We start from the raw sequence: 15,752 nt of genomic DNA, 5'->3' as shown, positions 1-15,752 counted from the left end.
GATGTGCGCACCTGCCCCCATGGCCGTACGGAGTCCCGTGCCGGCTCGGCCCGGCCGGCCGATGCGGCCGGTGGACACCGGCGGCCCGTCTCTCTATCGTTCGTTCGAACGAACAATACCGGAGGGTGACCATGCGCATTGCCGGAGCAACCGTTCTGCTGACCGGAGTCACCGGCGGCATCGGCGGGGCGCTCGCCGCCGGGCTGTCCGCCCGGGGCGCCGACCTCGTCCTCACGGGCCGGCGCCGCGAGGCGCTGGAGCCGCTCGCGGAGCGCTACGGCGCCCGCACGGTCCTCGCCGATCTGGCCGACCCCGACGACGTGGCACGCCTCGCCGAGGAAGCCGCCCGCACCGACATCCTCGTCGCCAACGCGGCCCTGCCCTCCAGCGGCGCCGTGCTCGACTACACGCCCGAGCAGATCGACCGGGCGCTCGCGGTGAACCTGCGCGCGCCCGCGATGCTCGCGCGGCTGCTCGCTCCGCGGATGGTGGCCGCGGGGCGGGGACACATCTGCTTCGTGGGGTCGTTGTCGGGGATGGCGGCCACCAGGTCCTCCTCGCTGTACACCGCGACGAAGTTCGGGCTGCGCGGATTCTCCCTGGCCTTCCGCCAGGACCTGCACGGCACCGGAGTGGGTGTCTCGATCGTCCAGCCCGGATTCGTCCGCGAACTGGGCATGTTCGCGAAGACCGGCTCGCCCACGCCCGGCGGCGTGCGCACGGTCGGGCCGGAGCAGGTGGTCAAGGGCGTGGTGCGGGCGATCGAACGCGATGTCGCCGAGATCAACGTGGCTCCCCCCGAGTTGCGGTTCCTGACGAAGATCGCGTCGCAGTTCCCTGGTTTCGCGGAGCGGGTGCAGCGCAGGGCCGGGGCGGAGCGCACCGTGGAGGCGATCGTGACGGCACAGCGGTCGAGGCGGTGATCGGACCCGGACGGCCACCCGGCCTGCCCGGCGGGCCGTCGGCGTCCGGGATGCCCGACGAAGGGCCGTCGGTGTCCTGTCTGCCCTGGGACGAGGCCGCCGAGTTCATGACCCGGCTCGCCTGCGGGGTGCCCCGTGGCCACGACGGTCCGCCGGCGCAGCCCTGAGGATCCGGTCCGGCCTCGTCCCGGGTGCGGGGCGTCTTGGACCTGAACCTGCCCACCAGCCGCCCCGGCCGACCGCCCCGCCCGGCCCACCCCCGTGGTCGTCAGTCCTCGACCGCGCGCCGCACACGCCGGGACGGGGAGAACTCGTACAGCTCGAGGATCTCCGGCGGATCGGCGAGCCCCGGCCCTCCCGCCCTGACCCATGCGGTGATGTCGCTCGTCGCGTCGGGGTCGTTGACCAGCCCGAGCCAGACCGGCCGCCCGCCCATGGCCCGGCCGGCCGGTGAGGGCTGTACGACGACGACGTTGGCCTGCTCGCAGGCGTCGAGGCAGTTCACCGCCCGGACCCGGGCGAGCGGGCCCAGCTCGGCCCTGAGCGCGGCGAGTTGGGCCGCGTGGTCGACGCCGGGTACCTTCGGCGTGCCGCAGCAGCACCCCCGGCACACGGTGACCGTGCACCGGGGTGCCGTATCGGCGGCGGGCGTCCTGCGGCGGCTCATGCGGCGGCCCGCTTCCAGACGGCCTCGCGCGGCAGCCGCAGTCCGTTGAGGCCGGCGATCACGGTGGAGCCCTCGTGACCGGCGGCGCCGAGCGGCAGCGGAAGAGTGCCCGCCAGATCCCAGGCCACCAGGCTCGCGATGACGGCCCAGCGCGCCTCGGGCAGGGCGAGGACACGGGTGCGGCGTGTTGCCGCGCCGCCGCCGTCCGAGGGCGTGGCCCGGTCGGGCGGGGCCGGAACGAGAGTGGCGGTCATCGACAGACGTCCTCCGGGCGGGCACGGGACGGGCCGGGCAGCCGGGACGGCGGCCGTACGCCTCACACCGTACAGGAACGAATGAAGACCCATTCATGTGTTCAGGGGTCTCTCCGTAGGATGAAGGTCATGGGCCACGGAGCTGACGCCAAGACCACCGCCACCGCGCGCGAGCGACTCGAGGCCGTGGGCGCCCCCGACGTGGCCGCCACCCTCCAGGCCCTCGCCACGCCGTCCCGGTTGCGGATCCTGGCCCGCCTCCGGGAAGGCCCGTGCGCGGCGACGGAACTCGCCGACGCCGTCGGCATGGAGCAGTCCGCCTGCTCCCACCAGCTGCGCCTGCTGCGCAACCTCGGCCTGGTCACCGGCGAGCGCCGCGGCCGCTCGGTCATCTACGCCCTCCACGACAACCACGTGGCCGAACTCCTGGAACAGGCCCTCTACCACGTCGAGCACCTGCGCCTGGGCCTGCGCGACACACCGGCCCTCGGCACCGCCGCGGCCGCCCGCTGACGGCGCCGGCTCCTGCCCGCGCCGGCCCGCCGGGCGTGCCGGCCGCTGGATCTGCCATCAGTTGACATGCAGTCAGTTCCTGCCAGCCACCGGGTACTTGAAGGCGATGTTGATCACCTGTGCGGCGGACGGGCCGTTCCTCGCGGCGACCCGGTACCCGTCTTCACCGCGGCGGGTTCATGGCCCAGCGGATGGTGCGGGTCAGCGCGTGCCCGGCCGGGCGTACGGCGATGTCCTCGACCAGCGGCACGCGGGGCAGCCACAGCAGACCGCGCGCCCACGGGGGAAGGAGGGACACCGCGTTCGCGGCGAGCACCCCGTAGAACGGGCGTGCCGCGATCGGTAGGGGCGGCTGGAACAGCAGGAAGCGCGCGGCGGCGCGAGCATCGGGCGTGGCCCGCAGCTCGTGCCGGTAGGCGGCCAGCCGCTCGGACAGCGCCCGGCGGTCGCACGGCGGGTCGATCACGCCCAGCGCCCGGGCGACCCGCGCGGTGTCGGCGACGTAGGCGTCGTAGCCGGCGGCGTCCAGGGGACGGGCGCCGTAGAGCTCGTGGGCGCGCAGGAAGCTGTCCGTCTCGCAGAGGTGCACCCAGGCCAGCAGGTGCGGATCGGCCGCGTGGTACGTCCCGCCGCCGGCCGTCGTCCCGCGGATCCTGCGGTGGATGCCGCGGACGTGGTCGACGGCCTGCTGGGCGTCGGCCGCCGTGCCGTAGGTCGTGACGGCCAGGAACGTGCTGGTGCGCTGGAGCCGTCCCCAGGGGTCACCCCGGTAGCCGGAGTGTGCCGCCACGGCTGCCATGGCCAGCGGATGCAGGGACTGCAGCAGCAGTGCGCTCAGCCCTCCGACGAACATGGAGGCGTCGCCGTGCACGGTGCGGATGGGCCGCTCGGGCCCGAACCAGCGCGGGCCGGGGGTGCCGTGGATCCGCGCGCGGCGGGCCGGCCCCTCCGGGCCCGCGACGCGGCTGAAGAGGGTCCTGCCCAGCTGTTCCCGGACGTCCCACAGCACGGTCGCCTCCCGTTGCGTGCCCAGGGTCCGACAGGCCCCCAAGGTACCCGCCCGGACGCCCCGGCGCCCGGCCGGTCCTGTACCCCTCCCGGTTCCCGTCCGGGCGGCGGTCACACGGTCACACCACTGCGGTCCTGCCCTGAAGTGGTGCGTTCATCCTTCTGTGCTCCTTGTCCGTGGCGCCCGCCGTTCGTCCGGGGCGCTGAGTGAGGCGTTGCGTGCCGTGGTCGTCGTACGTGGCACGTTGAGAAGCCGGTGGCCGGTGGCCGGTCCGCGAGACGGAGGAGGAGTGGTCCTGGCCCCTGATGCCCTGGTGGGCGAGCCGCTGCGGCACGAAGTCGGCGGCGACGGCCCATCAGTGGTCGACGACCAGGTATCGGCCGCGGTGAGGGAACTGCTTGAGTTCGGTGACGGCGGGGGAGTTGCCGTACAGCTTGTACGCAGAGCAGGTCACCGCGTGAGAGGAAGAGCCGGGCTTCGGTGCCCGGTCGCTCGGTCCGGCGGCGGCCGGCTCGGCGACCCGCCGCTCCTGCGCGGTCAGCGCGGCTCCCCGGCGGGAAGCCGGCCTCGCCGCCGGCGGAGCAGGGGGCGTGCAGCTCGTGGCGGGCCTGCCGGACCCAGGGCCCGGCGCCGAGCCGATCGAAGGCGCCGGCGGCCCGGGCGAGGACGGCTCGGGCCGCCGGGTCCTTGACCCGGCGCGGCCACGTGCCGTGGGCCGGGCGGACCCGGGAACGAGCGGACCCGGGCCGGGAACGAGACGGGACGGCTGACGACTGACGGCTCCGCCGGTTCGGCCCCCGGCAGACGAGCGGAAAGTGCCCCATGAGCGCGCCTCCCCCGTCCTGCCGCCCAAGGAATCACGCGCGGCGGTACGCGCGAATCACGCGCGGCGGCACACCGCAAGCACGTCGGGGACCTGGGCGGCCGTCGCCCCCGCGGTGAGGCCGTGGCCCCGAGCGCGTCACGCCGTGTCCGGAAGCGGGCGGCCCGGGCGGCGGACGGAGGCGATGGGCAGTGGCGGCGGACGGAGGCGATGGGCAGGCGCGCTCGGTTCGACGGCCGTGGGCCCGCCGGGCCCGCGAATCGCCTCAGCGCGGCCCGGTCGGCAGCAGCGTCCGCCCATGCGTGTCGTTGATCACGGCGGCCGCGGAGGCGTACCAGGCGACCAGGCCCGTGGCGATCCCGAACCAGCCGCCGACCTGTGTCATCACGTGCGGGGGCGCACCGGTCTGGAACGCGCCGATCGCCAGGAAGACGAAGGTGAGCGTCAGCAGCACGAACACCGCCAGCACGGCGAGGTTGGTACGCGTCGCGGCCAGCGTCATATAGGCCGTGAAGATGCCCCAGCCGAGCAGGAACAGGCCCAGCGCGTTGTGCGTGTCTCCGAGGGTGCTCAGGTGCGGAACGAGCCACCAGTAGGTGAGCCAGAACGCGCCGAAGGAGCCGAACGCCGTCGCGCCGAAGGTGTTGCCGCGGCGGAACTCGAACACTCCCGCGACGAACTGGGCGAGACCGCCGTAGAACGCCGCGAGGCCCAGCACCAGGATGATCGCGCCGGTCTCCTTGAGGAGGTTGGTGTTGATGACGGACAGCATGAGAGTCGTCAGCGCGAAGCCGGCAAGCCCCAGCGGGGCGGGGTCCGCATAGGTCGCCGGCCGCGGGTCCGCGGCGCGCGCCTGCTCGGGGACGGGGCTGCTCGTGTCCTCAGTCATGACCGGAATCCCTTCGACCGGAGGTCAGCAGGACCAGCCAGGGACCCGACGGGCGCAGGCACACGACGTCCACGGGGCCGAACCCGCGGGCAGCGCCGGCGCCACCCGGGTCTTCAGCTGTATCTGTTCACGACACGCATACCCGTTTTGCACCAGTATAAGTCGTCCTTCGGGCCCGGCCGCGGGCGCAGGCATGCTCGTACTCGGCCGTGGGCGCGCAGCCGAACAGCGGCACCGGGGCCGGGTCGTTGAAGGCCCGGGCGCACGCCGCCCTCAGCACGGGTGCCGTGTGCGTCGAGCTGTTCCCGCGCGTGGTGGAGGACGCCGAGCACGCCGGTGCCCGCGGTGGCGGGCCCCGCGGCGATCGCAGGCGAAACCGCGGCGCCGGCACCGGTGACGGCGGTGGGGTGGGTTCAGGTGTCGGTCACCAGTAGTGGCGGTGGCCGGCCACCGCGTGTCCCGTGGACCCCAGGACCCACAGAACGGCGCCGACCACGGCAAGGATGATGCCGATGGTCCACAGGATCGAAATGCCGGTGACGAAACCGACGACGAGCAGGATTACACCGAGGACGATCATGATCGCCTCCCGTTGCGGACAGTTCTCCTTCCACTGTGCACCCAAAGCGGCACCACAGCGCCTCACCGAGGACGCACTTCCATGTCCGTTCACCACCGGCATGGCGGCCGACCGGACGGCCGGCGGCCAGGGCCTGGGTGCGCGACCGCTTGGTCGCGGATGCACGGGTCCCGGTGTGCCGCGGTGCTCGGCGCGCTTCATGGGCGCGGAGGCGCCGGTGGGTGCCGGCGCAGCAGGAGCAGGGCGCAGTCGTCGGTGATGGGGGTGCCGGCGAGGCATCCGGTGACGATGTCGTCCAGCGCGGTGTGGCCGGGGAGGGCGGCGGCTCGGCGGAAGGCCCGGCGCAGCCGTTGGCGGGAGCGGTTCGCGTCGGTACCGGGACGGTCGGTGAGCCCGTCGGTGTAGAGCAGCAACTGGGCGTTGTCGGCCAGGATGTGATGCGTGCTCGGATAGCGGTTGTCGGCGAAGGTGCCCAGTGGCAGCCCGCCTTCGACCGCCAGCTCGCGGGCGGGGTGGGAGGGGGAGTGCACCAGGGGGCGTGGGTGGCCGGCCACCGCACAGCTCATTCGGGCGGTGACCGGATCGAGGCTGATCAGACAGCAGGTGGCGGTGCGGGCGCGGTGGGGGTCGTCCGTGTTGTCCTCGGTGAGCAGCCGGTTGGTGTGCCGCAGGAGTTCGGCGGGATCGTCGGTGAGGGCGGCGTAGGCACGGATGGCGGTGCGCAGCCGTCCCATGAGGGATGCGGCCGGTGTGTCGTGGCCCTCGACATCGCCGATGGCCAGCAGCAGACGGCCCGTTGAGGTGGGGAAGGCGTCGTACCAGTCGCCGCCGGCGTACGCGCCAGCGGCGGCCGGGAGGTAGGAGGCGGTCAGTTCCAGTCCGGGCGGCGTGGGCAGGGCTGCGGGCAGCAGGCCCTGCTGGAGCTCGACGGCACGGGCGTGTTCGAGGTCCCAGGAACGGCAGCGGTCCAGGGCGCGTCCCAGCAGACCCGCGGTGGCCATGAGCAGGGCCTGGTCCTCGGGGGTGAAGGCGTGTGGCCGGGTGAAGGAGAGCATGCAGGCGGCCGGCCGTGCCTCCGGGTTGGAGACCGGGATGGGCAGGGCGGCCCATGCCTGGCGGTCCAGCCGGGGCGTGGTGTTGGCATAGTGCGGATAGGCGGCCACGAGTTCCTCGTGGGAGGCGGTGAACACCGCGCGCCGCTCGCACAGTGCGTCGGTGAGGGGACTGTCGGCGCTCAGCGCGACCTGGTCGATGGCGGCGAGGTGGTGTTCGGCCTGCCCGTGACTGGTCAGTACGTGGATGCGGTCACCGGCGGCCTCCGCCAGCACGACCGCGTCGGCGCCGAAGACGGCCAGCACGTCGCAGGCCGCCGCGGCCAGTTCGCGGGTGCCGGTGGCCGAGGCGCAGGCCGAGGCCAGGGCGTGCATCTGCTCGGCCCGCTGCTGCTGACGGTGCATGCGGTCCTCACGCCGGGCGGCGCTGTCGGTGTCGCTGGTGATGTCGGTGACGTGACCGGTCAGCAGGCTCGGACCGGAGCCCACCGCCAGACGGGCGCAGCGTGCCTGCAGGTGACGGACTCCCTCGAAGGAGGAGACCCGGTAGACCACCTCGTATGTGCCCGACCGGTCGCGCAGTTCCCCCAGCAGCAGCTGTGCGCGCGGAAGGTCCCCGGCCGGCAGGGCGGCGAGCACCTGGGTCAGCGGGTAGCGGCCGGGTGCCGGCAGCCCGTGCTGCCGGGCGAACACGTGGTCACAGGTGATCTCGTCACGGGTCAGGTCGAGAGCGAACGCCCCTCGCTCCACCTCGCGCAGCCGTGGCACCATCTTCTCGCGGTCCGCCCCGACCAGCTCCAGCAGGCAGTCGGAGACCTCCTCGGCCACCTCGGCCAGGAAGACCCGCTCCGCCGCGCTGAACGGGTGCCGCCCGGGACGCACGGCGACCAGCGTGCCCTGGGACTTGCCCAGCGGCAGCGCGGCCGCCGCGGCCGGCCCGGAGGCCAACGGCATCGGGTAGGGACGCTCCAGGTCGCGGCCCGTCCACATCCGGCCCAGCGCGGCAAGGCACGCCGGCCAGTCGCCGCTGCTCTCCAGCGGCCGGAACGGCGGCTCCCACTCGGCGGCCAGCCCGCTGATCCCGCACGGAAAGAGGTGGCTGCCGTCGTCCTGGAGCAGCATCAGCGCCCACCCGACCGCGCCCATCCAGCCGCACAGTCCGGCCAGCGCCCCGGTCAGCTCCCAGGCACTGCCCGCCTGGCGCACGCCGGCCCTGACCCGGGCCAGCGCATCAGATGGCACGATCATGAGGTGTCTCCCGGTCCTGCCATGTTCAGACGTCGACCGTACGGCCCGAGCCGCGAGAGGAACGGAGAAGCACGTAAAACGCCCTTCTCTGGCAGAAGTTGAACATTCATGCACGGCTGGGACAGGCGGCCCGGCGCCGGGCCGGGGTGAGACCAGCGGCGGGAGTTCGCCGTTCTCCCCGGTGCCCGCGCCACGGAGACGATGGCCGGCTCGATCCCCCCGAACAGTTCGCCGTGCGCCGAACATCTCCCGCGTGCCGGACCGTTCCGTCTTCCGGGCGCACCGTCCTCGTCGGCGTACGGCATGGTGGACCGCTCGCCGGTGGGCACCACACCCCCTGCACCGGCGAGGGCATGGACCCATGGCGGTGCGTCACACGGCGTCCAGGTCCGGCCCCGCGGCGGTCTTCGCGCGTGCCCCGCTTCGTACCGCCATGTGGTGCGGGAACCCGATGCCCAGCACGCCGGCGGCCGCGGCGGCTGCGACTGGACCGGGCCGACGACCTGTGGCTGCGTGCGCGCCGGCTCGCGGGATCCGGTGCCCGCCGGGCCGGAGCCCGCAGTCGGTGCCGGGCCGCTGGTTCGCCACCTGGCGGACCCCGCTCTCCCCGAGCCGCCGGGCCGGCAGCTCGAACCGGTACGGCTCGGCTGCGTCAACTGGCTCCGCGCGGACCTGATGGAACGCACGTCCGACGGCGCCCAGGTCCACGTCGACGCATGGATCGCCCCGTCGCACGCCCAGGCCGCCCGGGTCGCCGACGGCAGCCCGGACCTCGCGGTGTGCTGGGTGCGCGCCGAGGACCCGGAGCAGCGCAACCCGTGCGCCCGGCTCGTCGGCACCGACCGGCTCCACGCCGTCGCCCCCGGCACCGACCGGCTCCACGCCGTCGCCCCCGGCACCGACCGGCTCCACGCCGTCGCCCCCGGCACCGACCGGCTCCACGCCGTCGCCCCCGGCACTGACACGGGTGACGTGCCCGCCCGGGACACCGTCGTCCTCGTGGACGGCGACACCGCCTCCTGGTCGTCCTGCGGGATGCCTCTGCTCTTCGCCTGTCACCCCCTGACCGGTGACGAGCCTTGTGCCCAAGGTGGTGACGGAGTGGGGCGGGTCATCGCGTCACGTCGGGTCCCGTATCGCCTCGCCGTTCGTCAGGACGGTGGTAAAGCTTGGGAAATGGAACACGAGATCGACTTCGGTCATCGCGCGCCCACGGCGCGACCCCTGGACGCCACATGGATCCACGGCTCGCCCTCGGCCAAGCACAACACCGACCCCGACATCCAGGTACACGCCTACGACGAGCACACCTACATCCTTCGGCAGAACAAGGCGGTGCACTACGAAGCCCCGTTCCTTTTCCTGCTGTTCGGAAACGAGCGGGCGGTGCTCATCGACACCGGCGCCACCGAGGCGCCCGAGCACTTCCCGCTGCGCCGGGTCGTCGACGGCCTGATCGGCACATGGCGCGCATCCCACCCGCGCGACCGGTACCGGCTGCTGGTGCTGCACACCCACGGGCACAGCGATCACGTCGCCGCCGACGGCCAGTTCGCGGACCGCCCCGAAACCGACGTGATCCCGGCCGGTATCGACGAGGCGTGGACCTACCTGGGCCTGGCGGCCGATCCCGACCGCACGGTGCGGCTGGACCTGGGAGGACGCGTCCTGGAGTGTCTGGCCACGCCTGGCCATCACGAGGCCGCCGTGACCTACTACGACCCCTGCACCGGCATTCTCCTCACCGGGGACACCGTCTACCGCGGACGCCTGTACGTCGACCGGTGGGACGACTTCCGGCGCACGGTCCACCGCCTGGCCGACTTCGCCGACACCCACCCGGTCACCCACGTCCTGGGATGCCACATCGAGATGAGCACCACGCCCGGTCGGGACTACCCGGTGCGCACCACCTACCAGCCCGAGGAGCCGCCGCTGGAGATGACCGCCGGGCATCTGCGGCAGCTGCGCGACGCGGTCGACGACATCGCCGGCCGCGAGGGCGTTCATGTCTACGACGACTTCATCGTCCACAACCGACAGGGCTGACCCGCGCCCTGCGCGCTCTCCCTAACCCCTGACCCACCTCCCGTCAAGTAGCGAACAGCCGTGGCTGGGGCGCCTGCCCCATGCCGGGTCACGGTGGCAGTCGACTGCCCGCGCGTACCGCTGGAGCGGAACGCCGACCGGACCGGACTGGAGGCTGGATGTACCGCTGTCTGGGTAGCGCTGCGACCCGTCGTCCTCGGCTGGTGCTCCTAGCGGCGCTCGGCTTCCTCGTCCTGTCGGTGGTCTTCGGTGCCGGAGCGACGGGCCGGCTGAAGACGCAGGGGTACGACGATCCCTCGTCCGACTCCACCTTCGCGGCCCGAATGGCCTCCGAGTACCGCGGAACGGCCCCGAACCTCGTCGTGGTCGCACAGGCCGCGCGCGGCAGCGTCGACGCCCCCGCCGCCCGCGGCGCGGGACAGGACCTGACCCGGCGCCTCGCCGCCCAGCCGCACGTGGGCGACGTGTCCTCGTACTGGAGGGGCAAAGCGCGCGAGCTGCGCGGCAGGGACGGGCACTCGGCGCTGCTGCTCGCGCACATCGACGGTGGGGGTGACATCCTCGGAGCCCGTGCCGAGCAGGTGCGCGCGGCCCTGGCCGCCCAGCCGGCCGGCGGGCGGCCCGCCCTGACGGTGCACGTGGGCGGGAGGGCGCTGGTCGACGCCGAGATGCAGGACATCACCGCCTCCGACCTGAAGCGGGCCGAGGCCGTCGTCCTGCCGGGCACGCTGGTCCTGCTGGTCCTGGTGTTCGGCAGTGTGGTGGCCGCGGCGCTGCCCCTGCTCATAGGTGTCCTGGCGATCAGCGGGACGCTGCTGGCGCTGAACCTGCTCGGTTCCGTCACCGATGTGTCGGTGTTCGCGCTGAACCTCACCACCGCGCTCGGCCTCGGCCTGGGTATCGACTACGGGCTTCTGGTCGTCTCCCGCTTCCGGGAGGAACTCTCCCAGGGCCACCCGTCGCGCGACGCCGCCCGGCACACGGTGGCCACCGCGGGCCACACCATCTTCTTCAGTGCCGCGACGGTCTGTGCCGCGCTGGCGACTCTGCTGGTCTTTCCGCCGTACTTCCTGCGCTCCTTCGCATACGCGGGCATCGCGGTGGTGGCCGTTGCGGCGGTGGCGGCCACCACGGTCCTGCCGGCACTGCTGGCCCTGCTCGGCAGGCGCGTGAACGCGTGGGCGGTGCCGTGGCGGCACGGGGCCCGGGCCGGCTCCGCGTCGCGGTTCTGGGAGCGGCTGGCGCGCGTCGTCGTACGCCGCCCGGCGCTGGCCGCGCTGCCGGTGCTCGGCCTGCTGCTCGCCCTCGCCGGACCGTTCACCCACGCCGGCTTCGCGACGCCCGACGACCGGACACTGCCGCACAGCGCGTCCAGCCGGCAGGCCGGGGACCTGGTCCGCGGCGAGTTCGACGCGAGGGACGGCGGCGCACTCACGGTGTTCACCACCAGCACCAGGCCCGAGACCACGCTCGACTACGCGCCCGAGCTGTCCGCCCTGCCCGGCGTGGCCGAGGTCAAGGGCCCGACCGGGGTATGGCGGGACGGCGCTCTGGTGGCCGCCGCGCCGAGCCCTGCCACGTCCGGCCGGGCCCCGTCGGACCTCGGCCGGCCGGCCATGTGGACGGTCGTGCCGTCCGTGGATCCGCAGTCGGATGCCGCCCAGCAGCTCGTCCGCTCCATCCGGCGGACGCCGACTCCCGCGGACACCGCCATCCACGTCGGCGGTCCGAGCGCGGTGCTGGTCGACGCCAAGCACACGATCGCCCAGCGGCTTCCGCTGGCTCTGTCCCTGATCACCGCGAGCACGTTCGTGCTGCTGTTCCGCTTCTCGCGCAGCGTGCTCCTTCCACTGAAGGCGATCGCGCTGAACGGCCTGAGCCTCGCTGCGGTCCTCGGGGCCATGGTGTGGATCTTTCAGAGCGGGCACCTGCGGTCCCTGCTCGGTTTCACGCCCGGACCGCTCAGTACGACCATGCCGGTGCTGCTGTTCTGCATCGTCTTCGGGCTCTCGGTCGACTACGAGGTCTTCGTCCTGGCCCGCATCAAGGAAGCGCACGAGGCGGGGCACGACACGTCCGAGTCGATCGTCATCGGTGTCGCCCGCACCGGCGGCATCGTCACCACCGCCGGCGCCCTGCTCGCCTTCACCCTCCTGAGCTTCGGCACCTCCAAGGTGGCCCTCCTGCAGTTCTTCGGCATCGGCGCGGGCTTCGGCGTCCTGCTCGACGCGACCCTCGTGCGCGGCGTACTCGTACCGGCGCTGATGCGGCTCGCCGGCGGCCTGAACTGGTGGGCGCCGCGTCCCTTCGGCGGCAGGACGCCAGTACCCCCGGCGACCTCGCGGCGCCCTCCGCCTCCGCCTCCCCCTCCGCCACCGCCTCCCCCTCCGCCTCCACCGCCTCCTCCAACCCTTCCGGTCCCGCCGGCCGGCACCCCACCGGACCCCTCCCCGGAACCCCTGGGGCCCCCGCAACCCCCGGGGCCCCCGCAACCCCTGGGGCCCCCGGGACTCCCGGAACCCGTCGTCCCTCTTCCCGCTCCAGCCGCCCGTACCGGGCACCAGAACGAAAGCAGGTCCCCCCATGCATGACATCGCCATCGTCGGACTCGGCTGCCGCTTCCCCGGGGCCCGGGACAGCCAGGCGTACTGGAAGCTCCTGCTGAGCGCCGAGCGGCAGTTCACCTCGGTACCGAAGGACCGCTGGAACCACGACATCTTCCACGAGCCCGGTGACCGGCGCGCCCCCGACACCGCATACACCGACCAGGTCGCCTTCCTGGACGGAGTGGACCGCTTCGCCGCCCTGCACTACGGTGTGCCGCCCCGCCGGGTCGAGGCCATGGACCCGCAGCACCGGCTGATGCTCGACGTCACCCGCGAGGCTCTCGACGACGCGGGGCTGGGCCGCGGCGGCTTCGACCGGGAGCGGACGGGCGTCTTCATCGGCATGTCGGTGGCCGACTACAGGGAACTCGTGACCGCCCGTGTGAGGGCCATCTCCCTCGCCGACGGACCGCTCGCCGACGGACCGCCCGGCGGCGCGGTGGACGACGACGCCCTGCGTGCCCTGAAGACCCTGGCCGCGGAGCGGCTCGCCCCCGTCGAGGCGTTCACCCTGCCCGGAAGCCTGCTCAACATGGCGCCCGCCACCGTGAGCCGCCACTTCGGCCTCGGCGGCCCGAGTTTCGCCGTCGACGCCGCGTGCTCCAGTTCGCTGATCGCCCTCGACCAGGCGGTCCTCCACCTGCGCCAGGGCACCTGCCGGACGGCCGTCGTCGGCGGTGTCCACCTCAGCCTCACCCCGGACGGCCTGGTGGGCTTCTCACGGCTCGGCGCCCTGTCGGCCAGCGGGGTGTGCCGCCCCTTCGACGACCGGGCGGACGGCTTCGTCCTGGGCGAAGGAGCCGGCGCCGTGGTCCTCCGGCCGCTTCAGGACGCACTCGCTGACGGCGACCGTGTCTATGCCGTCGTCACGGGCATCGGCTCGGCCAACGACGGCGCTGCCCCCGGGCCGCTGTGCCCCACTGCCGAAGGCCAGTTGCGTGCCATGCGCCGGGCCTTCGCCGACGCGGGCGTGCCGCCGTCCGCCGCGGGCTTCGTCGAGGCCCACGGGACGGGCACCTCGGTCGGCGACCGCGTCGAGGTGGAGGCACTGCGCCGGCTGCGGGCCGAGCACCCGGACGAGGACCCCAGTCTGTGTTACCTCTCCTCGGGCAAGGCACTCATCGGTCACTCGCTGTCCGCCGCGGGCATCGCGGGGCTGATCAAGACGGCCCTGGTCGTGCACCACCGCACGATCGTTCCCCAGCCGGACACCACCCCCCACCCGGGTCTGGGACTTGAGGCCGCCGGACTGCGCCTCGCCGACACCGTTCGCCCCTGGCCCGACGGCGACGCCCCGCGGTGCGCCGCGGTCAGCTCGTTCGGCTTCGGCGGCACGAATGTCCACGTGGTACTCCAGGAGGCGCCCACCCCGGTCGGCGGACGGCCCCCGGCCCGGACCGCAACGCACACCGAACGGGCCGCTCGGCCCCAGCTCGCCCTGCTCTCGGCCGGCTCCCCGGAGCTGCTGCAGGAGCACATCGGCGAGCTGCTCGACACCCTGGAGCACACGCCGACGCCGTCGATGGCGGCCCTGGCCCACACCCTGGGCGGTCGCGAGCCGCTGCCGAGCAGGCTCGCGATCGTGGCCGCCGACGCCGCCGAGTTCACGCAGCGGCTGCACCGGGCCCGCCGCCAACTGGCCGACGGTGCCCGGGGCGATCTCGCCGACGGTGCCTTCGCCGCCGACGCACCGCTGCCGCCCGCCGAACTCCGCCTCGCCTTCGTCTTCCCCGGCCAGGGCAGCCAGCGACCCGGCATGCTGCGGGACCTCCACGAGCGCTTCCCCGAGTTCCGTCAGGCCCTCGGCACGCTTGGCGCCGTGGCCGGGCAGTACGTCGGTGCCGACATCGCCGGCCTGCTGTACGGCGGGGCGGCCGCGAGCCCCGAAGAGGACGAGGAACTGCGGCAGCGGCTGGCCCGCACGGAGGTCTGCCAGCCCCTGCTCGGTACCGTGCAGATCGCCGCCACCCGGCTACTGGCCGCCTGCGGCGTCACTCCCGACCTGGTCCTCGGTCACAGCGTCGGGGAGTTCGCCGCGGCCGCCGCGGCCGGCGTCCTCGGCGACGTCGAGACCGTACGGCTGCTGGCCCACCGGGGCGCGGTCCTCCGGGATGCCGAGGCAGAGCCGCGCGGCGGGATGCTCGCAGTGCAGACCGACACGGAGACCTGCCGACGGCTCCTGCAGGACATCGACGACGTGTGGCTCGCGTGCTTCAACCAGCCGCGGCAGATCGTGATCAGCGGCAGCAGGGAAGGGCTCGCCACCCTGCGCGGCGTCTGCTCGCAGGCGGGTATAGCGACGGCCGCGCCGGAGGTGTCGAACGCCTTTCACTCGCCGCGGCTGGCGCGGGCCGACGACGCCATGCGCGCCGACCTCGTACGGCGTCCTCTCGCCTCTCCCCGGCTGCCGTTCGTCTCGTGCGTGAGCGGCGCGGTGTGCGGCGAGCCCGAGCGGCTGCGCGCGCTGTGGGCGCGCCACGCGTCCGCGCCGGTCCGCTTCACCGATGCCGTGCGCAGCGCCTACGACGCGGGCGCCCGCGTCTTCCTCCAGGTGACCGGGGGCGGTTCGCTCCTCACCGCCGTCCGCCGCAACCTCACCGACTGTGTCCGTGACGGAGACCGCGACCGAGACCGAGACCGAGACCGTGACCACGACCGAGATTACGACGACGTCCACGTCGTCGCCGTCGAGGGCGCGGCGCCGGACGACGGGCGCGGCTTCCTGCGGGCGCTGGCCCGGCTGGCGGTCCTGGGGGTGCCGGTCGATCCTCGTGCGCCGGCGGTGCGGGAGCCGGACCGCGGGCTGCTGGATCTGCCGCCGGCCCGGCTGGATACACAGTCCTACTGGGTGTCCTTCCCCGGGTCCGTCCAGAACGGGACTCGCCGGTCCGGAGCCGTTCCGCCGCAGCCGTCTCCGGACCGGCCCGAGTGGCACCCGGCGCCCGAGCCGCCCGGCCCGCCCGCCGACGCGCCCGCGCGCATCACCCTCGGCGTCACGCCCGCCCGCTCGACGACCAGCCCCCCGGCGAACGACCACCCGTTGAACGACCACCCGTTGAACGACCACCCGTTGAACGACCACCCGTTGAACGACCACCCGTTGAACGACCACCCGTTGAACGACCACCCGTTGAACGAC

Annotated in this window: 11 protein-coding genes and 1 pseudogene; 6 read left to right on the top strand and 6 right to left on the bottom strand. The window is 73.6% G+C overall.

All coding sequences use genetic code 11. The features are described from left to right. Positions 1–131 precede the first annotated feature (131 nt). On the top strand, positions 132–923 hold the full coding sequence (locus ACH4UM_RS31970) for an SDR family NAD(P)-dependent oxidoreductase (protein ID WP_398187289.1): 792 nt from the start codon (positions 132–134) through the stop codon (positions 921–923). Positions 924–1,191: 268 nt separating this feature from the next. Here ACH4UM_RS31970 and ACH4UM_RS31965 read toward each other — a convergent pair whose 3' ends face one another. Both ACH4UM_RS31965 and ACH4UM_RS31960 read right to left on the bottom strand, forming a co-directional pair. Beyond that, a complete protein-coding gene (locus tag ACH4UM_RS31965) occupies positions 1,192–1,590 on the bottom strand; it encodes a (2Fe-2S) ferredoxin domain-containing protein (protein WP_398186947.1) in 399 nt (132 codons plus the stop codon). Then, complete coding sequence (locus ACH4UM_RS31960; protein ID WP_398187311.1) at positions 1,587–1,844, bottom strand: hypothetical protein; 258 nt, start codon at positions 1,842–1,844, stop codon at positions 1,587–1,589. Before ACH4UM_RS31960 ends, ACH4UM_RS31965 begins: the two co-directional genes overlap by 4 nt. Positions 1,845–1,973: 129 nt before the next feature. On the opposite strand from ACH4UM_RS31960, the gene ACH4UM_RS31955 reads away from it, so the two are divergent. Next, positions 1,974–2,357: an ArsR/SmtB family transcription factor gene (locus tag ACH4UM_RS31955; RefSeq protein ID WP_398186945.1), complete on the top strand. Its 384-nt coding sequence runs from the start codon at positions 1,974–1,976 to the stop codon at positions 2,355–2,357. 163 nt (positions 2,358–2,520) lie between these two features. Here the strand turns inward: ACH4UM_RS31955 and ACH4UM_RS31950 are convergent, their stop codons facing one another. The 4 genes from ACH4UM_RS31950 to ACH4UM_RS31935 all read right to left on the bottom strand — a co-directional run bounded on the left by ACH4UM_RS31950 (position 2,521) and on the right by ACH4UM_RS31935 (position 7,958). Continuing rightward, entirely contained in the window at positions 2,521–3,366 is an 846-nt protein-coding gene (locus tag ACH4UM_RS31950) for an oxygenase MpaB family protein (protein ID WP_398186942.1), read from the bottom strand. Positions 3,367–4,454: 1,088 nt separating this feature from the next. Then, on the bottom strand, positions 4,455–5,078 hold the full coding sequence (locus ACH4UM_RS31945; RefSeq protein WP_398186939.1) for an acetate uptake transporter: 624 nt from the start codon (positions 5,076–5,078) through the stop codon (positions 4,455–4,457). A gap of 424 nt (positions 5,079–5,502) precedes the next feature. Further along, complete coding sequence (locus ACH4UM_RS31940; protein ID WP_398186936.1) at positions 5,503–5,658, bottom strand: DUF6131 family protein; 156 nt, start codon at positions 5,656–5,658, stop codon at positions 5,503–5,505. A gap of 197 nt (positions 5,659–5,855) precedes the next feature. Then, positions 5,856–7,958 carry a PP2C family protein-serine/threonine phosphatase gene (locus ACH4UM_RS31935; RefSeq protein WP_398186933.1) on the bottom strand — a complete coding sequence of 701 codons (2,103 nt, stop codon included), beginning with the start codon at positions 7,956–7,958 and terminating at the stop codon, positions 5,856–5,858. A gap of 630 nt (positions 7,959–8,588) precedes the next feature. On the opposite strand from ACH4UM_RS31935, the pseudogene ACH4UM_RS31930 reads away from it, so the two are divergent. From ACH4UM_RS31930 to ACH4UM_RS31915, 4 genes and pseudogenes are all read left to right on the top strand, one after another. Next, a pseudogene (locus tag ACH4UM_RS31930) lies at positions 8,589–8,987 on the top strand (hypothetical protein); the annotation flags it as partial. A gap of 6 nt (positions 8,988–8,993) precedes the next feature. Beyond that, complete coding sequence (locus ACH4UM_RS31925; RefSeq protein WP_398187286.1) at positions 8,994–10,007, top strand: MBL fold metallo-hydrolase; 1,014 nt, start codon at positions 8,994–8,996, stop codon at positions 10,005–10,007. Between the two features lie 203 nt (positions 10,008–10,210). Next, positions 10,211–12,598, top strand: coding sequence for an MMPL family transporter (locus ACH4UM_RS31920; protein WP_398186931.1), 2,388 nt, complete (start codon positions 10,211–10,213; stop codon positions 12,596–12,598). Next, on the top strand, positions 12,591–15,752 hold a 3,162-nt coding region (locus ACH4UM_RS31915; RefSeq protein ID WP_398186928.1), incomplete at its 3' end, for a type I polyketide synthase. The genes ACH4UM_RS31920 and ACH4UM_RS31915, both read left to right, overlap by 8 nt.

It is taken from the genome of Streptomyces sp. NPDC020801 (assembly GCF_044334385.1).
Taxonomy (GTDB): Bacteria; Actinomycetota; Actinomycetes; order Streptomycetales; family Streptomycetaceae; genus Streptomyces.
Note: the sequence above shows the minus strand (reverse complement) of the source record. Positions and strands in the feature narration are given on the sequence as shown.